This window comes from Longicatena caecimuris (assembly GCF_004341945.1).
GTDB lineage: Bacteria > Bacillota_I > Bacilli_A > Erysipelotrichales > Erysipelotrichaceae > Longicatena > Longicatena caecimuris.
This window is the reverse complement of record NZ_SMBP01000002.1, coordinates 140,932-165,075: the sequence shown is the minus strand read 5'-3', so window position 1 is coordinate 165,075 and position 24,144 is coordinate 140,932. Positions and strand designations below refer to the sequence as shown.

Here is a 24,144-nt window from a genome sequence, read left to right as displayed (position 1 = left end):
TTTCATCCGCGGCTATGCGATAGGCATACAACATCATGCTTTTTTTCATTCTTCATGTTTTAAAAAATACTTTTCTAACGTCATGTAGGAATTTCAGGCATATTTTGTTATAATGAATATCATCAAAGAAGGTGGATGTATGGCAAATAAGAAAAGAGTGCAGCGAAGGAAAAAGAAAAAAGGAAAAAGTCCCATACGCTTTCTTTTCATTCTATTGACAGAGTTAGTTGTGTTGCTTGGCATACTGCTGTATTTATACATCTATCATCCTGATAACCCGATATCTACTGCCTTACATAAAATGATAGATCCCATTCCTGAGGTGGTTTTGGATGCCGGACATGGTGGATATGATAGTGGCAGCGAATTTAATGGGGTTCTTGAAAAAGATGTAACACTGGCATTAACAAAAGATATAGGGGCTGCCTTAGAAGCAAAAGGAATTCCTGTTTGTTATACAAGAGAGAGTGATGACGTTGCTTGGCCTGCAGATAATATAAAGGATCTAGATGCACGTGTTCAGATCGCAAACACAAGTGGGGCAAAACTATTTGTGTCGATTCATACCAATGCCAGTGAAACCAAAACGGGCAGTGGCTTTGAAATATGGGGCGATTATAACGATAAAACGATTTTAAACTTCGCCAAGCATATCCAGACCAGTGTTAACACATTAGGTTATACAATGGATCGTGGGTTGAAGGATGTCGCTATTTCCCCTTTACAAGTTTTGTATAAGAATAAATTGCCAAGTGTCTTATTAGAGGCAGGATTTCTGGAAAGTGAGCGTGATCGAACATATCTCTTGCAGGATGGCAGACGCAAAGCTTTTGCGAATAAGATTGCTGAGGGGATATATAAGACCTTACAAGATGAAAAGAAGAAACATTCATAATAGGTACATGAGAAGATATTCATAAGAACGAAAAAGAAGAACTAAGCCAAATACAATGCATCATAAAACCAAACGAGTGCAAACGCTATCATTTGACAAAAATTGCACTCTTTTTCTTATGCATTTACTGGCATAATCATGACAGATAAGGTAAAATGATACTATAGAAAAGGGAGAAGGTGCTGTATGAAGGATATCATTCATATCATCGGTCACAAGAATCCAGACACAGATTCCATTGTCGCATCCATTGCCTATGCAGAATTGAAACGGAAGATGGGAATGAATGCTATTGCTTGCCGCATTGGCGATCTGAATCCAGAGACGGATTTTGTTTTAAAGAAATTTCATGTGAATGAACCGGTGTATATACAAAATGCAAAAGTAAAGCTTTATGATGTACCTTTTGATGATCCATTGATCATACGAAAAGAATGTACGATCAAAGAGGCGTGGGAGCGTATAGCAGCCAATCGCACAAGTGCATTATATGTTGTGGATAAAGAACAGAAGCTGATTGGAGTTGTGTCCATGTCGGATATTTCCAATATTTTATTAAATGATAAGGGGCCTGGAAATAAAACGTTAATGCGCAATACACCAAGCGACAATATCGTAAAGGTGTTACAGGGAAAATATGTATTTAAAAGTGAACGCTATCATCCCAATGGGGAAGTGCATATCCTAGGCAGTCGCAAAGACTGTTATGCGGACATTAGTTATAAAGATAGTATCGTCATCATGCGAGATGATTTGGCATTACAAAAACGTGTCATTCAAGATGGGGCAGCCTGTCTGATCTTAGTTGATGTGGATATTATTTCCCAGGGCATACAACGTTTAGCAAAGGAAAAACATACGACGATTATCAAAACTGATCTCAGTATGTTATGTACGGTTAGAAGAGTGTTTAAAGCACCTTGTGTAGGAATGATCATGAAACGGAAGATCATATGTTTTAACAATCATGCGTATATTGATGATGTTTACAATAAGATGTCGAAGAGTCGTTTCCGTTCTTATCCGGTCGTAAACAATCAAGGGGTGGTCTTAGGCTCCATCTCACGATATCACCTATTAAATTATCAGAAGAAAAAATTTATTTTGGTTGATCATAATGAGTTAAGCCAAAGTATCGATTATTTAAAAGAAGCTGAGGTATTGGAAGTTGTCGATCATCATCGCATCGGAGATGTAGAAACAACGACACCGATTCGTTTCCGTAATGAAATTATTGGCAGTACTTGCTCGATCATTGCGAAAATGTATCAGGAAGCACATATTGCACCGGAAAAAACAACGGCAGCTATTTTATGCTGTGCTATTATCTCTGATACAATGAATTTTAATTCACCAACGACAACACCCGCAGATAAAGAAATCGCCAAAGGACTTGCGGAATTAGCAGAAGTTGATCTTGATGCCCTAGCAAAGGAAATGTTTGGTGCCGTAGCAACCATTAAAGGAAGAACGATGTCAGAAATCTTATATAATGATTTCAAAGAATACAATATTGATGGTAAGCGTATCGCCATTGGTCAGATTAATATTGCGGATGAACAAGAAATCGTAGAAGTTCGCGAAGCCTTTTTAGATTACATGGAAACCATCAATGCAATCAATAAGTTTGATTTATTGATGATGTGTTTTACTTCTGCTGATGGCAGTGGCAGTAATCTCTTATTTATCGGTCCTTTAGCTGGTGTAGTAGATGAAGCATTTAAGGAAGATATCATGGATGATTTATACTTTGTGGATGGCGTAATCTCACGTAAAAAACAAATCATTCCGGCCCTTTCAAAACAATTGGGGGAATTGTAAAGATTGTGTTAAATTGTGGTTTATGGTTTACTTTATGAACAAACAATGATAAAATCGTTAACAATAAGGGAGTAGTCAGTACCATATACGTGGTGCGGATCTGGTCAACAACCCCGAATAGAACCTATTCTGGTCAGATTCTTAATATGACAAGACTTATAAAAGGAATGCACTTTTTATGAGTCTTGTTTTTTATTGATAAAACGGTCAAGACTATAGAAGTGCTCATAAGAAAAGTGAGGTTTTTTAGATGAAACAGTTTTATCAGATGGAATGTGAAGAAACTCTGCAGCTGTTGGAAACAAAGCAAGCTGGCTTATCCCAAACAGAAGTTTTTCATCGTCAGGAACGCTATGGCAAAAATGTATTAGAGGAAGTTAAGGCAAAACCAATCTGGCAGATTTTTTTAGCACAATTTAAGGATCTGCTTGTTATCATTTTGATTGTGGCTGGTATTATCTCGATGATTAGCGGAGAAGTGGAAAGTACGATCGTTATATTGTCTGTGATTACCTTAAATGCATTTTTGGGAACATATCAAAGTGTAAAAGCCCAAAAATCATTGGATGCATTAAAGCAGCTTTCTACACCTCATACACGCATTATGCGTGATGGTGAAACGATGGAGGTAAAAAGCAGTGAATTAACGGTTGGCGATATCATGTTGCTAGAGGCAGGCGATGTTGTTGGGGCAGATGCCAGAATCATTGAAAATTATTCTTTGCAGGTGAATGAGAGTGCATTGACCGGTGAAGTGGAAAGTGTGGAAAAAAGCAGTGTGCCATTATATGGAGAATGTGCATTGGGCGATCAAAAAAACATGGTGTTTGCTAGCGGTCTTGTCACCTATGGACGAGCCAAATGCGTTGTCACAGCCATTGGCATGCAAACGGAAATCGGGAAAATTGCCACGTTGATGAATGCGACAAAAGAGCGAAAGACACCATTGCAGTTGACATTGGATGATTTCAGCCGCAAGCTCAGTATGGCAATCATCGCAATTTGTATCATTGTCTTTGGCTTAAATGTATGGCAAGGAAATCCTATCTTAGATGCTTTGATGTTTGCGGTAGCTTTAGCAGTTGCGGCAATTCCAGAGGCACTTGCCAGTATCGTAACGATCGTGCTTGCGATGGGAACATCCCAAATGGCAAAGGAACATGCCATCATTAAAAATATCAATTCTGTTGAAAGCTTAGGCTGTGTATCCGTCATTTGTTCCGATAAAACCGGTACGCTGACGCAAAATAAAATGACTGCACAACAAGTATATTGCAACAATACCTTACTAGCCGCTGCCAATATGGAAGAAGGACGTCCATTGGAGCGCATGATGATGCTAGGTTTTGCTTTATGCTGTGATGCACAGACAACGCCTTCCCAGCGCATTGGCGATCCTACAGAATTGGCATTGGTCGATCTATTAGAATTGCACCATATTGATGAGTTGACAACAAGAAGCAAATATCCAAGAATTGATGAGAATCCATTCGATTCCCAACGAAAACTGATGTCTACCTTGCATGTTATCGATGGGAAAAAGACATTGCTGTTAAAAGGTGCTTGTGATGAAATCTTGCGAAAGACGACACATATCATGAAGACAGATGGGATTCATGAAATCGATGAGAAAGAGCGTCAGGAAATCTTACAAAGAAATATGCAATTTGCCGATCAAGGGCTAAGAGTCTTAGGCTTTGCTTATCGAATCTTACCGGATAGCTATACTAAAATTACGTTAGCGGATGAGGAAGAACTCATTTTCCTTGGTCTGGTATCGTTAATGGATCCACCGCGTGAAGAAAGCAAAGCAGCTGTGGAACATTGTCTTCGCGCAGGCATTACACCGGTGATGATTACAGGCGATCATAAGGTGACTGCCCGTAGTATTGCCAAAGCATTGGGTATTTACCAGGATGGCGATGTATGTATTGATGGCAATGAATTAAATGCTATGAGTGAAGAAGAGCTTATGGAACGTTTAGAAAGCATCAAGGTTTATGCACGTGTGGCACCGGAACATAAGATACGTATCGTTCATGCATGGCAAAAGAAGGGGCATATCGCAGCGATGACAGGGGATGGCGTAAATGACGCACCGGCGTTAAAACAAGCAGATATTGGTATTGCCATGGGTATTACCGGTACGGAAGTCAGTAAAGATGCAGCCAGCATGATCTTAACAGATGATAACTTTGCGACGATTGTAAAAGCGGTAGCTACCGGAAGAAACATCTATGCCAATATTAAAAACAGCATCATTTATTTATTAAGCGGGAATTTATCCGGCATCATCTGTGTACTTGCGGCTTCTTTATTAGCATTACCACTACCTTTTTTACCAGTGCATTTGTTATTCATTAATCTTGTAACAGATTCCTTGCCAGCCATTGCCATCGGCATGGAACATTCAACTAAGGATATTTTAAAAGAGAAACCACGCAATCCTAAGGAAGGCATTTTAACCCCGGCTACTATGAAGCAATTAGGCATCCAAGGTATTTTGATTGCCTTGGTAACCATGAGTGCTTATTTCATAGGATTAAAAAGCAGTTGGGAGATTGCTACGACGATGGCATTTTCGACCTTGTGTTTAGCTCGTTTATTTCATGGCTTTAACTGTCGCAGCAAACATTCCTTGTATCGTATCGGTCTTTTTTCAAACCTGTATACAATTGGAGCATTTATCATAGGTGTTCTATTCTTATCTTGTATCTTATTGATACCGGCATTGCATGGCTTATTCTCTGTAACTACTTTATCATGGGAACAGCTCTTGGTAATCGTAGGTTTGGCCATCACACCAACCATATTGATACAGGCATACAAAATGTTTCATCATTTATAATGTATGAAAGATGCTCTTTTAGGGGCATCTTTTTCATAATGTACAGAATGGGTGAAAGGATAAGAAAGTATCCCGTTTGTGTTTTTATGATAGAAATAATCAAATGCCAATATTTGTTGCTTGGTATTAATGTAATTTGACGTGCATGCTAGAGGAAGCACAGAAAGTATGCTAAGATACTTTTGTAAAAAAACTTTATTCGATGGATAAGTAAGGAGATATAGTATGAAAAAGATTGTGAAGATATCCCCCTTTTATGAGACGCGTATGTGGGGAGGCGGCAAGCGTTTACGGGAGGAATTTCATTATGAAACAACGATTGCGCCACTTGGAGAGGTGTACAATGTTGTCGCATTAAAGAACCATGCAGATTGTATGGTGGAAGAACTGCAGATGACCTTATCTCAGTTGTATGAACAAAAACCGGATTGGTTTCAATGTGAAACTGCTGAATTACCGATTCGAGTAAACATCTTGGATCCTATGGATAAACTTTCAGTCCAGATTCATCCTGACGATGCTTTTGCGAAACACTATAATGGCGGCCGTGGAAAACCAGAGGCTTGGGTCATCTTAGATACTACAGAAGATGGAGAAATCCAATTCGGTCATCATGCGAAAACCAAAGAAGAATTTATGCAAATGACAGAAGCAAATGATTTTGTGCATTTATTAAAATACTTAAAGGCAGTAAAGGATGGGTTTATTGATATTCCAAGCGGTACCTTACATGCCATTGGCAAAGGAGTCTTGACTTACAATATTTCACGCAATGCAGATTGTACCTTACGTTTATATGATTATGATCGCATTGATCCTGCAACCGGAAAAAAACGTGATATTCAACCTAAAGCGGTTTATGATAATGTGAATATACCTGACACCTCCACAACATTTGTCGTCTATCCAAGTGCCTATGAAAGAGGAATTCATGTGACGCGCTATTGGGATGAACCCGGTCTATATACTCTGCTGCGCTTACAAGTGGAAGCACAAGGAAGCTTTAAACATGATCGTTTCGCCTTTTATACCTGTGTGAAAGGCGAAGGCAGCATTCAGGGCGTACCTATACGTCAAGGAGAAACCATTCTAGTGCCTCATGGTATGGGCATGTTAGAATTCAAAGGAGCGATGGATTTGTTTTTAGCAAGTTATCGCAATGAGAAGGACGAGGCATAGGCCTCGTTTTTCTTTACAATTACTAGCAAACTGCTTATAATAAGGAAGATTGGAGGGATTGGATGCCAAGAATTGGAAGACGTATCTTAAAATCCAGTCTTGCGGTGTTTTTATGCTTTGTCATTTATTTGCTGCGTGGGCAGGAAGGCATCGTGTTTTATTCCTGTATCGCTGCGGTATTATGCATTCAACAAGATGTTACAAATAGTAAACGTGTCGCTTTTAACCGTATCAAAGGAACTTTTTTAGGCGGTTTTATCGGCATGGCGGTATTATTATTTGAACAAAGCTTTATTTCTCAGGACTATATGCTGATTCAATATATCATCATTTCTGTAACGATCATCGTTGTCATCTATCTAAGCGTATTGTTAAATATGAAAAGCGCTTCTTATATTTCTTGTGTCGTATTTATGAGTATAACCGTATCCCATGCAATGGATGTAAATCCTTATCTATTTGCCATAAATCGTATGATTGATACATTAATCGGTATTTTCGTTGCCTTATTCATCAACGGTGTGCATTTACCTAACCATCATCATGATACCAGCTTATTTGTTGTTAGTTTAGAACATGGTTTATATAATGAAGAAGGACAACTCAGCGCATATACCAAAGTAAAAATGAAACAGTTGCTGGAACGACATGCCAATATTGCTATCATGAGTGAGCAAAGTCCGGTGGATGTTTTATCAGAACTCAAGGATATTCCATTGCAGTTACCGTTAATTGCTATGAATGGTGCCTGTTGTTACGATATAAAAAAACAAGAGTATCAACATTGCCAGTACATAAATGAGGCAAGCATGAAACGTCTGTTGACCATCTTTCAAGACGCAAAGATCAATTGTTTTATTCATACGGTAATCCATCAGATCTTACATGTCTATTACCAAGATCTGCATCATGCCGTAGAAGAAGAGTATTATCATCGTATGCGAAAGACGCCTTATAAAAACTACATCTGTCAGGATGTGAAAGATATGAAAAATGCCTTGATGATATTGGTAATGGAAAAAAAGGAAAAGCTGTCACTTCTCTATGAGCAGCTGCTTGCCTTGCAAGATCCTTCCATTCGCATGATTTATAAGAATGATGAAGAACATCATGCATATGCCATTTTGGAAATATATAGTGCAACAGCATGTAAAGATCGTATAATCAGTGAAGTAATGCTGAAAAAAGCTTTTACTACACTATATGTTATTTCTGAAGAAGATTCTCGTCTTTTACAGATGTCTGATAAGCGCTTTGTAAAATCAAATACAGCTGTTCATTATGTCGAAGTTGATAAAAAGAAAGAAGATGGAGCTATCCGAATGGTCGAAAAATGTTATCGTAAACGACATTAAATTCATTAAAATAGGACATAAAAAAGGTTGAGAATTGCACATCTCAACCTACTTTTGTTTCTAAACGTTTCTTTTCATTGGTATACTTCTCATAAATATGCTTTAAGCCTTTAAACGTCAGATCACGGTCATAAATATCAATTTCATCCGTATTTTTATAGATAATCTTTCCTAAACCACCTGTCGCAATGACCTTCATATCCACACCCAGCTCTTTTTTAAACTGTTTGATGATATACTCACTTTGTCCGATATAACCATAAACCAAACCGGCCTGCATGCTAGTGGTAGTAGTCTTGTTTAAGATCGTCTTCGGTTTTTTAATTTCAATTTCCGGAAGCTTAGCAGCCTGTGTCCACATCGCCTGTGCGCTTGTTTCAATGCCTAAAGCAATGACACCAAATTCAAAATTGCCATTTGCATCGACATAATCATAGGTTGTAGCTGTGCCAAAGTCGACGACTAGACAAGGCCCTCCATATTCATAATAAGCACCGGCTGCATCAACGATACGATCAGCGCCAACCGCTTTAGGGTTTTCTGCCTTGACCGAAATGCCGGTACGGATGCCAGGACCAACAACGATCGGTTCTTTATGCATATACTTGCGAATACCATTCAAGAAAGAATGCATGATCTTAGGTACGACGCTGGAAATGATAACATCCTTGATATCATCGGCACTGGCTTTGGAAGCAGAGAGGAAGTTTAAGATCATAAATCCATATTCATCACTGGTACGTTTCATTTTGGTAGTCAGACGATAATTGCCAATCAATTTATCATCTTTATAAATTCCAATAGTAATATTCGTATTACCAATATCAATAACAATTAACATGAGGCTTGTCCTTTCTGCTTTTGTTTTTCTAAAAGAATCTGCAGGATCTTTTTCCCTAATTCATACTTGCTCATTTTATCTAATGTTTCCATATGATCTTGATGAATCAGTGTTGCGACATTTGTATCACCGGCAAAACCGGCACCTTCCACACGAAGATTGTTCGCAACGATCATATCACAATTCTTCTTTTTCAGCTTGATGGTCGCATTTTCGATGAGATTTTGTGTTTCCATGGCAAAGCCGCATAGCACTTGTTGAGCTTTTTTATGCTCGCCTACATAAGCAAGGATATCTTCGTTTTTTACGAAACGAACTTCCAAGACATCCCCAGCTTTTTTTATTTTATCCTGTGCGATGGCTTCGGGACGATAATCTCCGACAGCAGCAGCTTTAATGATGAAGTCCTGCGTTTCATATTCCTGCTTGACCGCTTGAAACATCTCGGCAGCTGAGGTGATGGAAATACGTTTCACACCTGCAGGAACAGCTAAGGAAGTAGGACCGCTGATCAAGGTGACCTCTGCTCCCATATCTTTTGCGGCACGAGCTATTTCATAGCCCATTTTGCCAGTGGAATGATTGGTTAAATAGCGTACCGGATCCAAAGCTTCCTGCGTTGGACCAGCCGTAACTAAAACATGTTTTCCTGTTAGTAATTGTTCTTCCATCAATAGCTGTTCTACACGTTCTTCAATGATGGTAATATCTTCTAATTTTCCTTTACCGATATCACCGCATGCCAGAAAACCGCTCGCTGGTTCAAAGATTTCATAGCCATAAGAACGACATAGGTCTAAGTTTTTCTGGGTGATAGGATTTTCATACATACCGGTATTCATTGCCGGGCAGATGACCTTCTTACAGCTGGCAGCCAGAAAGGTTGTCGTCAGCATATCATCGGCAATGCCATGTGCTATCTTCGCAATGACATTTGCCGTCGCCGGAACGATTACAAAGATATCTGCACGCTGTGCGATGGAAATATGTTTGACACTGCGATCGGCTACTTTTTCAAACGTAGACACCATCACATTGTGTTTTGTCAGAGATTCAAAAGTGAGAGGGGTAATAAATTCTGTTGCATTCTTTGTCATGATGACTTCTACATCATACCCCTTTTTAATGAAATTGCTTGTCAACTGGGCTGCCTTAAATGCCGCAATGCCGCCAGTGACCCCCAATACAATCGTTTTTTTCATAAACGCACCTCTTCAGGATGTAACTATTTATTTTCATTTAAGTCTTAATCATTATAACGCAAACCGGAAAACACCACAAGAATTACTAAATGAAAAATGAGAAAAAATTCACAAGCACTGATTTCAGGAAAAAGATTATGTTTTTCGTAAGAAAAGAAAGCGTTTCATAGCGGAATCCGTTATAATATAAGTAAAGGAAGTGGTACTATGAAGGCAGTTACCGTAGAGACAATGCGAAAGATGGATGAAACAGCAATTCACACTTATGGAATTCCATCAACCGTCTTAATGGAACATGCGGCGATGGCGGTATGTGGCTACTTTTTAGCACATATAGAAAAAAGCAAACATGTTTTGATCGTTTGTGGTCCAGGAAATAATGGCGGCGATGGTTTTGCGTTAGCGCGTTTATTGGTACAGGAAGGTTATACGCATGTACAATTACATTGTTGTGTGGATTATGGGCATATGTCTTTGGATGAGGCCGTTTTTGCTAAGGTAGCAAATAGTTATCAGATTCCATGCTCACATAGTGAGGAACGAAAGGATATCGAACAACTCATACAGGATGCGGATATTATTGTAGATGCTTTATTTGGAACAGGCTTATCAAGAACGATATCAGGTTTTTATGATCGCTTGATTCTTCAGATTAACTTGGCTGATAAAATGGTTATCAGTATCGATATCGCCAGTGGTATTCATGGAAATAGCGGACAAATTATGGGATGTGCAATACAAGCAGATATCACCTTGACGTTTGAAAGCTATAAATTGGGGCAAATTTTATATCCGGGCAGTGCCTATAGTGGAAAGATCATTCCTTTATCTATTCAGATGCCGAAAGCCATCGAGCAAATGGCAGAGGGACTGCTTGTCTTAGAAGACGATCTTGTAAAAACGTTATTGCCGCAGCGTTCTTCTCATTCGCATAAGGGTACTTATGGAAAAGCGTTAATGATTGGTGGCAGCAAGGAGATGCATGGTGCAGTCACCATGGCGGCAAAAGCTGCTTTGCGCAGTGGAATTGGAACACTTACTTTATTTGTACCGGATTGTATTACCTTATTATTGGCCAGTAAATTGGAAGAAAGTATGATCATTGGGGCAGCCAGTGAAGATGGTTTCTTTGCCCATGATGCCATTACTGCCTTAAAACGCATTCTATCGCAATATGATATGATCATCATAGGAAATGGCATGGGACGCAATGAAGCAGGCAAAGAGCTTGTAAGAACCGTGTTAGAAAGTGATCGCCCATGTATTTTAGATGGCGATGCTTTATATGAAACAGGGAAGATTACCGCGGCTTTGCAACGTCCATATCCGACAATCTTAACACCACATGTAAAAGAAATGAGCTATCTCAGTGGACATAGTATCAAAGATATTCAACAGGATCCTATCGCCGTATTAAAGGAATTTTTACGTAAATATCCTTTTTCGACGGTTGCTTTAAAGGATGCACATACAATCATTGCCAATAGCCAGCAGATGTATTTGAATCTTGCCGGTAATCATGCTTTAGCAAAAGGGGGCAGTGGTGATGTATTGTGTGGTATCTTAGCCGGTCTGTTTGGACAAAGCAAAGATGCTTTAACAAGTGCTGCCTGTGCTGTCTATGTACATGCCTTAACTGCTGATTTATTACTTCAGGATGAAGACGCAAACAGTATATTGCCAAATGATTTAATTGCTTCTTTGTCAGAAACCTATCAGATCTTACGAGAAGAAGAATAACATCGCAAATTTCTGCAGTCAGCATAAAACAGCGATCTTAGCAATATAAAAAAGCGGAAATGGGATATGAGCAACGATGCGCTCTTATTGCCATAACCGTCTTTTTTTATGTAAACTATGCAAGGATTTGTACAAGGTAACCAAGTGTATACTTTTAACGTGTTTTAGTTTTAGAAAATATCACATGGTTTTTATGGATGCGTAAGTAGCCTTCCTTTTGCATCTTTGATAATTCATTTGATAAAGCACTGCGATCAACGCTTAAATAATCAGCCAGCTGTTGGCGGTTAAAAGGAAGATAAAAATCATTGCTGTGTTGTCGAGTTGCCTCAAAGGATAGATAGGATTGTAAGCGCGCTCGTATTGTTTTAGCAGAGGTATGGAAAATTCTACGCGATAGATTAAGATTTTTTTGTGCTGTCAATGTTAACAGATTTTGAATTAAAGCAGGGTGAGTAGAAGCAGCCTTGATCATAGCGTGGGCATCCAGAAAATAAACCTCACTATCTTCACTGGCACTCACGGTTACCAACATTACTTCATCTGGCAGACAGGCATAAGTTTCCGCAAAAATGGTTTTTGGACCAATACTATCTAAGACACTGCGATTGCCCCATAAATCATAGGTTTCTATTTGGATACGGCCAGATACAACAATTCCCAGTTCGCGTATCCTTTCACCGGCATGGTAAATGATTGCTCCTTTTGAGAATTGCTCTTTATGCATGCGAAGACGTGGCAGCAATGTTTCTAATTCTTGTGGAGCAATGCCTTGAAACAATGCTGTTTCTAATAGGAAAGAAACCTTCATATTTTCACCTTTTGTTGTTTTAACAACATACTTTCTATTTGTATTGTAGTATACTGCCATTGTGATGTCAATAAAGGAGGAATTTCGTATGTTGCGAAAAATTATACAGATAGAGGAAGAACGTTGTGATGGCTGTGGGTTATGTGCTCAAGCATGTCATGAGGGTGCCATCGGCATGGTGAATGGAAAGGCAAAATTATTGCGTGATGATTATTGTGATGGTTTGGGTGATTGTTTGCCGGTATGTCCGCAAGATGCCATTCATTTTGTGGAACGAGAAGCGGCAGCCTATGATGAAGTGGCTGTAAAAGAACATATGGCAAAACGCAAACAGCAAGCACAGGGTACTTGTGCTTGTCCAGGAAGTGCTTCTATACAACTATCTCAACCCAAACCATCAACAGAGCTTAGCGGACCTTCTTCACAGCTTCGTCAATGGCCGTTACAGATACAGCTAGTACCATTGCAAGCACCATATTATGATGGAGCAGAATTATTGATTGCGGCTGATTGTACGGCATATGCTTATGGTAACTTCCATAATAGGTTTATGCATGGAAAAACCACCTTGATTGGTTGTCCTAAATTAGATGTGGTAGATTATAGCGAGAAATTAACGGAAATCATCAAACGCAATGATATCCGTAAAATTAGTGTTGTTCGTATGCAGGTGCCTTGTTGTAAAGGGTTAGAGCATGCAGTCACTAAGGCAATCACAAATAGTGGGAAGATCGTGCCATGTGATGTGATGATTATTACAAGTGAAGGACAATTACTGTAATAAAGCATACCAGCATAGCAAAAGTATGCATCTTATGGCAAAAGAACTATCAGACACAGTATGAAAAACATAAGTAATGCATAGATAAAAGAAAAGATTCTAGAGCAAATCAGTGATGGATACGCGGATAGAATCTTTTTCGTTATTATGAATTTGAAAATAGGTTTATTCAAAATAGAAAAGCTCTTCAAATTTTTTATCTAATGCGATACATAAAATCAAAGCCAGTTTCGCTGTGGGATTAAACTGACCGGTTTCAATGGAGCTGATCGTATTGCGTGAAACACCCACCAGTTCCGCCAATTGACTTTGTGATAGCTTCTTTTCACTACGTACATCTTTTATATGATTTCTTAATATCAGCTGTTCTTTCATATTGTCATCCTTTCTATACGATGCTTAGATACCATTCTTATCAAGATTGATCATAGAATGATCCTATAGACATAAATAGCTGTGAAAAGAAGTGTCAGCACGCTATAAACAAAGAAAGCAATACCTTCATGGCGTAGATGCAAAGCCATGTATTTTACATAAAACAAGCCAGCCATCATAGCACAATATACGGCCCAGTTGCTAAAGCTTAAACTTCCCATAAACAAAAGTTCTAGGATACTAATTATAAAGCAAGCTACAAAACCAGTATAAACAGCAATGTTACTTGCGTTACGTAAAATATAAAGCTCTCTTTCATCCTTACCTTGCTGCTCTATGCGGCTTTTGGCAAGTATTTCTTCTTTTTCCATTATTTTTCCACTGCTTTCCTATTTATCCATTTTTGAAAATATCTTGTCTAATAGGAGATTGTTTATCCTTTCCATATAAAGACGATTAAATTCAGTATAGCACATATGCCCCAGCATAGCATAGGATAGATATTTTTATGCACTTTATCCATACGATATTTATATACATAATGGGCAAATAGAAAAGCTGCATACATAGCTAATATGTCATCAATACGTTGCTCTTTAAGAAATAGCTTGAGAAAGACAAGGATAAAGAAAATAATTGCCATCCCAACAGCACCATACATGAAGCCTTGGGTAGTGATATAAATTTCACGTTCATCTTCTCTTTGATATTCCTGCCTACTCTTCATTAAAATTTCATCTTTATTCATAAGTGTTCCTCCATTTGCCAAGTTTACTTGGTAATTACAGTATATCATGCCAAGTTTTATTGTCAACGATTATTGCAAAGTTTTCTTGGCGATATACAAGTGTCATCGCGTTATGTTAATGAAATAGTACTTTGTCATAAAACATAAAAAGCCGCATTTTAGCGGCTTAGGCATAAAGCTGTATGATGTATTGTTGATACTTTTGATACAATTTTTCATTCAACAAGGCATCCAAATACATGCCTTCCTCTTGATCTTCACGCTCTAGGATACAGGCTTGTTGCATCAAGGCTGCATAAATAGCGGTTTGTTCATAAGGAAGCTGTAATTTTACATGGTGTTCTTGGGCGAAAAGCTGTTTGTTTAAGGCCGATAATAAAGCATCCATATTATCTTTTGCCTTGGCGCTGATATAGAGCTCATGTCCTTTGCTATGAGGATAAGGATACTCTGTTTTATCACATTTATTAAAAACTGTTAGCATAGGAAGATCTCCAGCGCCGATTTCCCGTAAGGTTTCCATGGTAACAGCCATATGCTTTGCTTTTTCTTCATCACTGGCATCTACAACCTGCAAGAGCATATCGGCGTATTTTACTTCTTCTAAAGTAGAGTGAAAGGCTTCAATTAATTCATGTGGCAGCCGATTCACAAAACCAACGGTATCACTTAAAAGAAAGCTATGTCCATGTGGCTGTGTAATACAGCGTATAGATGTATCCAATGTCGCAAATAGCATATCTTTTTCAACAACCTGTTTTTCTTCTTTATGTGCACTGCAGCGCAAGAGTTGATTCATGATCGTCGATTTACCGGCATTGGTGTAGCCGACTAAGGCTACTAAGGGTAAGCGGGAACGCTGTCTTGCTCTTCGTTGGGTATGACGCTGCGCTTCTACTTTTTTTAACTCTCGATCCACCTCATGAATGCGGGCTTTGATGCGTCTGCGATCGAGCTCCAATTGCTTCTCTCCGGCACCTTTATTCTTACCACTGGCACTTTGTCTGCCTAATTGGGTATTTGCCCCAATCAAACGTGGTAAGAGTTTTTTTAATTGGGCACTTTCTATCTGCAAACGAGCAACCGGCGTCACTGCACGTTTTTCAAAGATAGCAAGAATCAAATCGGTACGATCCAGTACCGGAATCTGAAATATTTCCTCAAGATTTCGTATCTGTAAAGGAGATAGCTCCTGATTAAAGATGATAGTATCTACTTTTGTTGAGGTCAGATACGTTTGAATTTCTAAACATTTTCCTTTACCGATAAAGGTACGAAAGTTGATAGCCTTTAGCGGCTGTTTAAAACATGTTACGATGTTCATATCACAAGCTTTGATAAGCTCGATGAATTCCTCATTTTCTTCTTGCGGTGTATCAATATCTGCAAATACAACGATAATATCTTCCATATACGTCCTCCAATACTCTATATTGTACTATGAAGGAAGGAATTATTCGAATGATAATTTTCTAAAATAAGATATTTTGTTCTATTAGAAAGGTTTTGATCATTCAAAAACAGTCTTATTCACAGATTAGAATACGTTTAATGGAAGATACCATGGATAAACGAATGGCACAGAAACAACCAACGGCCATGCTAATGGAATCACTGATAACAAAAGGTGCAGCTCCAATGGCAATGATACTGGAAATATCTTTAGCACTTCCCATATAATAGTTAAAAATCAGATACATATAGCCACAACCTATTAGATAAATAAAGCATAACGCACATAAGCAAAGTGGATATAGCTGATAAAAATGTGTAAGCTCATATTTATGACGAAGAGCTGAAATCAGACAAGCCGCAAAAGGGAAAGATAATAGGAAACCAAAAGATGGCTGTAAGACATAACTGAGACCACCACCGCTGGCAAAAACAGGTAATCCGACAAATCCCATCAGAAAGTAAACACCATAAGAGGCTAAAATTTCTTTTGGACGTAAGAGAATACCGGCGATAATCACCATCATCGTTTGAAGGGTCAAAGGTATGATTCCAGTGGGAATTGTAATACGAGAACCCAGTATATATAAGATCGTAAAAAAGGCACATAGTGTTAATTGTTTTGTTTTCATTTGTAAATCCTCCTGTTCACGAAAGAGAGTATACTGCGACTTATTTTGATTGTCAAACTTTTTTACTTTATTGATAATTTCATAAACTATATGAAAGAGAGAAGATATTACATATTTTTTATTTGGAAAAGGGAAAATGAAAGTGTAAAAGAAAAAGAAAACTTGAAGATGGTTCGTTGAAAAATGATATGAAATATTATGAATCATCGTACGCTTACTGGTGGTACGATTAAGCTATATGAGGAAAAAGGAAGACGATTTCTGCGAACCTAGGTGTTAAAAACAGCCTATTTTCAAGGGAAATGAGAGAAAAAGATAGCATTACTAATTATGTGAAACTATGTGAAAATTAAAATTTGACCATCAAACTATTTACTTTTGAATATCAAAGTATTAAAATACGTTTGAATTTCAAAATATTGGAATTCACCTCGACAACAAAAACACTATTAACCTCCTAGTTGAAATGTTATCTAGTTTTTAATACTAAAACTATTGACAATTAAAACTAGGAGTGTTAATCTTTTAGCAGTTACAGAGTAACCAGGAGGAACAAAATATGTTTGAAAAAGTAAAAGAAGTATTAGTAGAAGCAATTAACGTCGATGAAGATATGATTACTATGGAAGCAAACCTGAAAGATGATTTAGGTATTGATTCTTTAGCAGCAGTAGAGCTTTCCTTAGAGCTGGAAACAGAATTTGATGTCCGCATTGAGGATGAAGAGCTTGCGAAATTGGTAAGTGTTGCTGATATCGTTAAATTACTGGAAAGCAAGCAATAAAACGCAAAGCCAAGATGACTTGGCTTTTTTAAAATCTATTCATGGGAGGTAAAGCATGAACACAGAAACGATAAAAGAAATCATCAAGATCTTTGAAGATTCCCAATTAGCAAAAATGGAACTTGAAGCAGATGATATGAAAATAAAAATGGAAAAGCCGACAGGAAAAGAAGTAACCTATGCGCCAACTACGACGCTTCCCTTAGCTCCACAGCCTAAGGAAGCACCTGTGCAAACAGCTGTACAAGAAGAAAAAAAGGCAGGTTATTGGGTGAAAGCACCGATTGTTGGAACATTTTACAGCAGTCGCGCAGCTGGCAGTACGCCATTTGTGGAAATCGGTCAGAAGGTGAAAAAAGGCGATGTTCTTTGTATTATTGAGGCGATGAAAGTAATGAATGAAATTCATTCGCCAATCGATGGTGTCATTGCGGAAATCTTAGTTACGAATGAGTCTATGGTGGAATTTGATCAAGAGCTGATTCGTATTGGAGAGGCCGCATGATTCGCAGAATATTAATTGCCAACCGTGGCGAAATTGCTGTTCGCATTATTCGTACATGTAAAGAGATGAACATTGAAACGGTTGCGGTGTATTCAACAGCGGATAAAGAAGCATTGCATGTGCAGCTGGCAGATTATGCTGTCTGTATCGGGAAAGCAAAAAGCGCTGACAGCTATTTAAATATGAAAAATATCTTAAGTGCAGCATGCATGACGGGCTGTGATGCCATTCATCCCGGCTTTGGTTTTTTGAGTGAAAATGCCAAGTTTGCCCGTTTGGTTCAGCAATGTGGTCTAATCTTTATCGGTCCTAGTCCGGATATCATTGATAAGATGGGAGATAAAAATCATGCCCGTCAAGTAATGATAAAGGCCGGTGTACCAGTGATTCCCGGCAGTAAGGATATCTTGAAAACCAAGGAAGATGCGTTAGCTATGGCAGAATCCATCGGTTATCCGGTATTGATCAAGGCAGCGAATGGCGGCGGTGGTCGTGGTATGCGCAGAGCCGATTGTGCAGAAGAGGTCATGGATGCCTATGAAACGGCAAGAGCTGAGGCAAAGGTCTGCTTTGGGGATGATGCGGTGTATATGGAAAAATTCATCGTTGAGCCCAAACATGTTGAAGTACAGCTGATGGGTGATCATTTTGGCAATGTTTTGCATTTATATGAACGTGACTGTTCTTGCCAGCGGCGCAATCAAAAGCTATTGGAAGAAGCACAATGTCATACACTGGATGCGAACACACGAAATCATTTATTACAGGACGCTGTCAATGCCTGCAAAGCAGTTGGCTATGATAGTGTAGGAACGATAGAGTTTTTATTAGATGCACGTGGGCAGTATTATTTTATGGAAATGAATACCCGTATTCAGGTGGAACATACCATCTCCGAGGAAATCACGGGAATTGATCTTATCAAAATGCAAATTCGCATTGCCGAGCATCAAAAACTGCATATCAAACAAGAGGATATTCCTTGTCTTGGACATGCCATCGAATGCCGCATCAATGCGGAAAATATTAAAATGAATTTTGCGCCTAGTCCTGGAACTATCAAATTTATCAACTTTCCCCAAGGACGCAATGTACGTGTGGAAAGTGCCGTCTACAACGGTTATCAAATTCCTCCGTTTTATGATTCCATGATTGCCAAGATCATTACCTTTGCGCCAACTCGTTTAGAATGTATCAAACGTATGCGCATTGCCTTGGAAGAATTGATCATTGAAGGAGTCGAAACTAATATTGAATTTCAGTATCTGTTGCTGCATCATCCGACATTTGTCAGCGGCAAGTATGATACCGGTTTTATGGAAACATTCATAAAGGAGCTGAAAGAGGATGGAACAATTATTTAAAACACGCAAGATGCGCTTGGATTTATTCAAAAGCCGTCGCAGCAGTGATCAGAAACAGCCGATTGATGTTCCTGAGAATCTTTTTCGCAGTTGCAGCGAATGCAAAGAAAGCATTCCATTTGAGGATCTAATGCATAATTTATATGTTTGTCCGCATTGTGGAGCACATTTAAAACTAACTGCGCATGAACGCATACGGCAGATCGTCGATGAGGGTAGCTTTGTGGAAATGGATAAACGTATGACGTTACTTGAGGGAAGAACATTCCCTGGGTATGAGGAAAAGTTGGAGCGTTTACAAAAAAAGACTGGTTTATATGAAGCAGTGGTTACCGGTACGGCAAAATTAGGTGGTATCAAATGCGCACTAGCTATTATGGACAGCAATTTCTTTATGGGCAGCATGGGGCAGATCGTCGGAGAAAAGATTACCCGGTGTATCGAATATGCGACGAAGAAAAAACTGCCACTTATCATTTTTTGTACAAGTGGAGGAGCGCGTATGCAAGAAGGTATTTTATCTCTTGTACAAATGGCAAAGACAAGTGCAGCGCTTGCTAAACATCATGAGGCAGGGTTATTGTACATCAGCTATCTGACGCATCCTACCACCGGTGGTGTATCTGCCAGCTTTGCGATGCTGGGAGATATTATTTTGGCAGAACCGAAATGTCTGATTGGATTTGCTGGAAAGCGGGTTATTGCCTCGACTGTTAATGAAGAGCTGCCAGCTGATTTCCAAACGGCTGAATTTGTGTTGGAAAAAGGTTTTATTGACCGTATCGTGGAACGCAAAGATTCACGCAATGTGTTGATCCAACTGCTGCGTCTTCATGAAAGGAGAGTTTCATGGGATTAAGAGAAAGTGAGGCAAAGATTGCCTCTTTAGAAGCCTCTTTAGCATCCTTAGAAAGCGAGGATATCTTGCAAAAAGAGGCGATTGTAAAACAAATAGAAGAAATACGCCAAACGGCGTATACCCATATGGATGCCTGGGATAGTGTATATCTGGCTAGACATCCCAAACGCCCCAAAGCGAGTGATTATATCGCCAGGCTGTTTGATGATTTTATGGAATTGCATGGCGATCGTTTCTATGGGGATGATGGTGCCTGTCAAGGGGGCTTGGCAAGTTTTCATGGGATTCCGGTAACGGTCTTGGCACAAAGCAAGGGAAAAACGCTGGAAGAAAATATGAAGCGTAATTTTGGAATGCTGCAGCCGGAAGGGTATCGTAAGGCCTTGCGTCTGGCAAAACAGGCCGAAAAATTTCATCGCCCGATCATTACGCTGGTAGATACCAGTGGTGCTTATCCGGGAAAAGGAGCGGAAGAACGCGGACAGGCAGAAGCTATTGCGCAATGTTTGCAAGTATTTGCCGATCTGAAAACTCCCGTTATTGCCGTTGTCTTAAGTGAAGGAGGCAGTGGTGGTGCTTTGGCTTTCAGTGTTGCAGATCAGATCATGATGTTGGAACATGCGATTTATTCGGTACTATCTCCGGAAGGGTTTGCCAGCATTTTGTGGAAAGATGAAAAGCGGGCAGCAGAGGCAGCCAAAGTTATGGAATTACGAGCACAGGATTTAAAACGTAAGGGTGTAATCGATACGATCATCAAAGAACCTTTGGGCGGTGCTCATCATGATTTAGATTATGTTATTGCCCAATTGGATGAAGAATTGCTGAAACAGTTGGAGCGTTTAATGAAAAAGAAAGAAAAAACACTGTTAAGTGAACGATATGAGAAATTCAGAAGGATGGGACAATCCTATGAAGGGATGTAAAGTAAAAGGGCTTGGCTATGCCAAAGCCAAACGGAAGGTAACCAATGATGAGCTATCAACTTATGTTGATACAAATCATGAATGGATACAGACACGTACAGGTATTGAAAGCCGCTATATTTCAGAGGATGAAAATACGAGTGATTTAGGTGTGAGAGCCGCGAAAATGGCCTTGCAGGATGCGCAAATAGATCCGAAAGAGATTGATCTGATTATTACGGCGACCTTTACGCCGGATAAAACGACACCAAGCACTGCTTGTCTGATTCAATCCAAACTTGGGATGAAGGAGCAGGCGGTCATGGCGTTTGATATTAATGCAGCATGTTCTGGCTTTCTCTATGCCTTACAGACGGCACACAGCTTATTAGCGATGAATCAGGCAAAATGTGCTTTGATCATTGGTGCAGAGGTTATCAGTAAACAATTGGATTGGGAAGATCGCGCTACTTGTATTATCTTTGCGGATGGGGCAGGAGCCATGGTCTTAAAGCAGGAAGATACAGCTTGTCGAATGTTTCACTATGCGCGCAGCATGGGGGATGAGCAAGGCATTATTCACAGTGATGCTCCACTTCCTCGTAAGTTATTTGAAAAACAGATATATACGCCATCCCTTGTCCGCATGAATGGCAGTGAAACCTTTCGCTTTGCCGTAAAGGCTATGCAAGAAAGCATGGAAGCTGTATTGCAACAGGCTGGTGTTAAGATGGAGGAAATCGATTGGATCATTCCTCATCAGGCCAATTCGCGTATTATTGCGAATGTGTGTCGTCGCTGTCATATTGATATGGCTCATGTTTATATGAATATTGCGGAGTATGGGAATACATCTGCAGCCAGCATTCCTTTAGCCCTTGGGGAAATGAAGGAAAAAGGTCTGTTAAAAGAAGGGATGAAATTAGTATTAAGTGGCTTTGGTGCAGGTTTTACTTGGGCCGGAGCTTATATCGAGTTATAGAAAAGGTTCGCAATGATACGATGTATCAGGAACAAAAGGAGAACAATCATGTTAATCAATGAACTCTTAGGTATTCGCTATCCGATCTTTCAAGGAGCGATGGCCAATATCGCGACAGCAGAATTTGCGGCTGCGGTATCCAATTGCGGTGGTTTAGGCATCATTGCCACCGGTGCGATGGATGAGGTGCAGACAAGAGCTGCTATCAAAAAATGCAAACAATTGACAAAGCAACCCTTTGGGGTCAATGTAATGCTGATGAATCCGCATACGGAGGCAATCATGCAGGTGATCATTGAAGAAAAGGTTGCTGTTGTGACAACCGGTGCGGGAAATCCCGGACCTTATATCGAAGGATTAAAAGCAAGTGGCTGTAAAGTCTTTCCTGTTGTTGCCAGTGTGGCTTTAGCACGCCGTTTAGCAAAAAGCGGTGTTGATGGACTGATCGCAGAAGGTGGCGAAAGTGGTGGTCATGTTGGTGAAACCACGACAATGTCATTAGTACCACAGGTCGTAAATGCTGTATCTATTCCAGTAATTGCAGCTGGTGGTATTGCCAGTGGGAAACAATTGAATGCAGCGCTAAGCTTAGGGGCAGTCGGCGTACAGGTAGGTACCTGTTTATTGGTGAGTGAAGAATGTCCAATTCATGAAAATTATAAAAAAGCGGTGCTGCGGGCAAAGGATCTGGATAGTGTCGTGACCGGGCGTAATGCGGGGGCACCGGTACGTATCTTGAAAAACCAGATGGCAATCCAATATCTGAAGTTGGAACATGAAAATGCGCCAAAGGAAGAATTGGAAAAACTGACCTTAGGCGGTTTGCGAAAAGCCGTATTTGATGGTGATGTGAAGCATGGTTCTGTCATGATGGGACAGGTTGCCGGTATGTGTAAGGAAATTCGTCCACTCAAAGACATTTTCGCTTCCTTGATCCAGGAAAGTCAGGAAGAAATCATTACATTAAACGAAAAAGTAAAGGGATTAATTTATGCAGAATAGGATTCTTTTCCATAATGGAAAAAGCTTAGAAGTACCTGTGATACAAGGTGGTATGGGAGTTGGTATTTCACTATCTTCCTTAGCCGGTGCTGTGATGAAGGAAGGCGGCATGGGGGTAATCAGTGCAGCACACCCGGGATATCAGAAACCGGATTTCTGGGAAAACAGCATGATCTGTAATATTCAGGCAATGCATGAAGAAATTGCAAAGGCAAAAGAATGGGCACAGGGAAAGGGCTTATGTGGTGTAAATATCATGGTGGCAAGTAAAGATTATGAGTTTTATGTGAAAGCTGCCGTTAATGCTCAAGCGGATGCCATTATTTCCGGAGCAGGGCTGCCAATGCATTTGCCAGCCATTGTTAAGGATGCGGATATTTTACTAGCACCAATCGTATCCAGTGGCAGAGCGGCAAAGCTGATTTTGAAGACCTGGGATCGCCATCATCATCGCCTGCCTGATTTTATCGTCATTGAAGGTTCTTTAGCAGGAGGTCATTTGGGCTTTAAGAAAGAAGATCTTATCACAAATAAGGCAGAGCCTTTAGAAAAAATCTTAGCCGATGTAAAAGCCCTTCTTCCTGAATTTGAAGAACGCTATCAGCGACAGGTACCAATTTTTGTAGCAGGGGGCATTTATGATGCGCAAGATATCCGTCACTTTTGTGATTTAGGAGCTGCCGGTGTACAAATGGGCACGCGTTTTATCGCCACACAGGAATGTGATGCATCGCCTGCTTTTAAAGAAGCGATTGTGCAAGCCCAAAAGGAAGATATCGAACTGGTGAAAAGTCCTGCTGGATTACCGGGAAGAGCGGTGATGACGGATTTTATGCGTCAGGTAAAAGAAAAGCGCATAGCACCATCCCATTGTATTGGCTGTATGTTGCCATGTAAACCGGCAACAACGCCATATTGTATCAGTGAGGCATTGATTCATGCCGTACATGGTGAGGTAGAACAGGGCTTAGTATTTGCAGGAGCCAATGCGTGGCGTATTACGGAAATCGTCACGGTAAAACAATTGATGGATGAACTAAAAGCAGCTTTTATTTAGGTTCAT

23 protein-coding genes are annotated in these 24,144 nt (G+C 39.7%); 15 read left to right on the top strand and 8 right to left on the bottom strand.

Annotated elements, in window-relative coordinates:
- Positions 1-139: 139 nt before the first annotated feature.
- The 5 genes from EDD61_RS02295 (at position 140) to EDD61_RS02275 (ending at position 8,098) form a co-directional block, all read left to right on the top strand.
- Positions 140-895 carry an N-acetylmuramoyl-L-alanine amidase gene (locus tag EDD61_RS02295; RefSeq protein ID WP_132223707.1) on the top strand — a complete coding sequence of 252 codons (756 nt, stop codon included), beginning with the start codon at positions 140-142 and terminating at the stop codon, positions 893-895.
- A gap of 186 nt (positions 896-1,081) precedes the next feature.
- The gene (locus tag EDD61_RS02290) at positions 1,082-2,716 is read left to right on the top strand and encodes a putative manganese-dependent inorganic diphosphatase (RefSeq protein ID WP_132223703.1); all 1,635 of its coding nucleotides are present in this window, start codon (positions 1,082-1,084) and stop codon (positions 2,714-2,716) included.
- A 250-nt stretch (positions 2,717-2,966) separates the two neighbouring features.
- The gene (locus tag EDD61_RS02285) at positions 2,967-5,564 is read left to right on the top strand and encodes a cation-translocating P-type ATPase (protein ID WP_132223700.1); all 2,598 of its coding nucleotides are present in this window, start codon (positions 2,967-2,969) and stop codon (positions 5,562-5,564) included.
- Positions 5,565-5,789: 225 nt separating this feature from the next.
- On the top strand, positions 5,790-6,743 hold the full coding sequence (locus tag EDD61_RS02280) for a type I phosphomannose isomerase catalytic subunit (protein ID WP_132223697.1): 954 nt from the start codon (positions 5,790-5,792) through the stop codon (positions 6,741-6,743).
- 62 nt (positions 6,744-6,805) lie between these two features.
- The gene (locus tag EDD61_RS02275; RefSeq protein WP_008687330.1) at positions 6,806-8,098 is read left to right on the top strand and encodes an HAD hydrolase family protein; all 1,293 of its coding nucleotides are present in this window, start codon (positions 6,806-6,808) and stop codon (positions 8,096-8,098) included.
- A 43-nt stretch (positions 8,099-8,141) separates the two neighbouring features.
- Here EDD61_RS02275 and EDD61_RS02270 read toward each other — a convergent pair whose 3' ends face one another.
- Together EDD61_RS02270 and coaBC are read right to left on the bottom strand one after the other, a co-directional pair.
- Entirely contained in the window at positions 8,142-8,939 is a 798-nt protein-coding gene (locus EDD61_RS02270; RefSeq protein ID WP_008687331.1) for a type III pantothenate kinase, read from the bottom strand.
- A complete protein-coding gene (gene coaBC, locus EDD61_RS02265) occupies positions 8,933-10,141 on the bottom strand; it encodes a bifunctional phosphopantothenoylcysteine decarboxylase/phosphopantothenate--cysteine ligase CoaBC (protein WP_132223694.1) in 1,209 nt (402 codons plus the stop codon). The genes EDD61_RS02270 and coaBC overlap by 7 nt, the downstream gene beginning before the upstream one ends.
- 207 nt (positions 10,142-10,348) lie before the next feature.
- Between coaBC and EDD61_RS02260 the strand changes: the two genes are divergently transcribed.
- Complete coding sequence (locus EDD61_RS02260; RefSeq protein ID WP_008687333.1) at positions 10,349-11,881, top strand: bifunctional ADP-dependent NAD(P)H-hydrate dehydratase/NAD(P)H-hydrate epimerase; 1,533 nt, start codon at positions 10,349-10,351, stop codon at positions 11,879-11,881.
- Positions 11,882-12,035: 154 nt separating this feature from the next.
- Here EDD61_RS02260 and EDD61_RS02255 read toward each other — a convergent pair whose 3' ends face one another.
- Positions 12,036-12,692, bottom strand: coding sequence for a Crp/Fnr family transcriptional regulator (locus EDD61_RS02255; protein WP_132223691.1), 657 nt, complete (start codon positions 12,690-12,692; stop codon positions 12,036-12,038).
- An 88-nt stretch (positions 12,693-12,780) separates the two neighbouring features.
- Between EDD61_RS02255 and EDD61_RS02250 the strand changes: the two genes are divergently transcribed.
- A complete protein-coding gene (locus EDD61_RS02250; RefSeq protein WP_132223688.1) occupies positions 12,781-13,473 on the top strand; it encodes an ATP-binding protein in 693 nt (230 codons plus the stop codon).
- A gap of 165 nt (positions 13,474-13,638) precedes the next feature.
- Here EDD61_RS02250 and EDD61_RS02245 read toward each other — a convergent pair whose 3' ends face one another.
- From EDD61_RS02245 to EDD61_RS02225, 5 genes are all read right to left on the bottom strand, one after another.
- Positions 13,639-13,848 (bottom strand): helix-turn-helix transcriptional regulator, encoded by a 210-nt coding sequence (locus EDD61_RS02245; protein ID WP_008687337.1) that lies wholly within the window; start codon positions 13,846-13,848, stop codon positions 13,639-13,641.
- Positions 13,849-13,898: 50 nt separating this feature from the next.
- On the bottom strand, positions 13,899-14,219 hold the full coding sequence (locus tag EDD61_RS02240) for a DUF6442 family protein (protein WP_132223685.1): 321 nt from the start codon (positions 14,217-14,219) through the stop codon (positions 13,899-13,901).
- A gap of 62 nt (positions 14,220-14,281) precedes the next feature.
- Positions 14,282-14,596 (bottom strand): DUF6442 family protein, encoded by a 315-nt coding sequence (locus EDD61_RS02235; protein WP_132223682.1) that lies wholly within the window; start codon positions 14,594-14,596, stop codon positions 14,282-14,284.
- A 166-nt stretch (positions 14,597-14,762) separates the two neighbouring features.
- Positions 14,763-16,007 carry a GTPase HflX gene (gene hflX / locus EDD61_RS02230; RefSeq protein ID WP_132223679.1) on the bottom strand — a complete coding sequence of 415 codons (1,245 nt, stop codon included), beginning with the start codon at positions 16,005-16,007 and terminating at the stop codon, positions 14,763-14,765.
- Positions 16,008-16,122: 115 nt separating this feature from the next.
- Positions 16,123-16,680: a biotin transporter BioY gene (locus EDD61_RS02225; RefSeq protein ID WP_008687344.1), complete on the bottom strand. Its 558-nt coding sequence runs from the start codon at positions 16,678-16,680 to the stop codon at positions 16,123-16,125.
- A gap of 559 nt (positions 16,681-17,239) precedes the next feature.
- On the opposite strand from EDD61_RS02225, the gene EDD61_RS02220 reads away from it, so the two are divergent.
- The 8 genes from EDD61_RS02220 to EDD61_RS02185 are packed head-to-tail and all read left to right on the top strand — an operon-like array spanning position 17,240 to position 24,138.
- Complete coding sequence (locus tag EDD61_RS02220) at positions 17,240-17,464, top strand: acyl carrier protein (protein WP_008687345.1); 225 nt, start codon at positions 17,240-17,242, stop codon at positions 17,462-17,464.
- Between the two features lie 55 nt (positions 17,465-17,519).
- Positions 17,520-17,969: an acetyl-CoA carboxylase biotin carboxyl carrier protein gene (gene accB / locus EDD61_RS02215; RefSeq protein WP_008687347.1), complete on the top strand. Its 450-nt coding sequence runs from the start codon at positions 17,520-17,522 to the stop codon at positions 17,967-17,969.
- A complete protein-coding gene (gene accC, locus EDD61_RS02210) occupies positions 17,966-19,333 on the top strand; it encodes an acetyl-CoA carboxylase biotin carboxylase subunit (RefSeq protein ID WP_008979502.1) in 1,368 nt (455 codons plus the stop codon). The genes accB and accC overlap by 4 nt, the downstream gene beginning before the upstream one ends.
- Complete coding sequence (gene accD, locus EDD61_RS02205) at positions 19,317-20,192, top strand: acetyl-CoA carboxylase, carboxyltransferase subunit beta (RefSeq protein WP_008687351.1); 876 nt, start codon at positions 19,317-19,319, stop codon at positions 20,190-20,192. Before accC ends, accD begins: the two co-directional genes overlap by 17 nt.
- Positions 20,183-21,118, top strand: coding sequence for an acetyl-CoA carboxylase carboxyltransferase subunit alpha (locus EDD61_RS02200; protein ID WP_008687353.1), 936 nt, complete (start codon positions 20,183-20,185; stop codon positions 21,116-21,118). The genes accD and EDD61_RS02200 overlap by 10 nt, the downstream gene beginning before the upstream one ends.
- A complete protein-coding gene (locus tag EDD61_RS02195; protein ID WP_243642678.1) occupies positions 21,075-22,079 on the top strand; it encodes a beta-ketoacyl-ACP synthase III in 1,005 nt (334 codons plus the stop codon). Before EDD61_RS02200 ends, EDD61_RS02195 begins: the two co-directional genes overlap by 44 nt.
- A gap of 48 nt (positions 22,080-22,127) precedes the next feature.
- The gene (locus tag EDD61_RS02190) at positions 22,128-23,081 is read left to right on the top strand and encodes a nitronate monooxygenase (RefSeq protein ID WP_008687357.1); all 954 of its coding nucleotides are present in this window, start codon (positions 22,128-22,130) and stop codon (positions 23,079-23,081) included.
- The gene (locus EDD61_RS02185) at positions 23,071-24,138 is read left to right on the top strand and encodes an NAD(P)H-dependent flavin oxidoreductase (protein WP_132223676.1); all 1,068 of its coding nucleotides are present in this window, start codon (positions 23,071-23,073) and stop codon (positions 24,136-24,138) included. Before EDD61_RS02190 ends, EDD61_RS02185 begins: the two co-directional genes overlap by 11 nt.
- Positions 24,139-24,144: the final 6 nt, after the last annotated feature.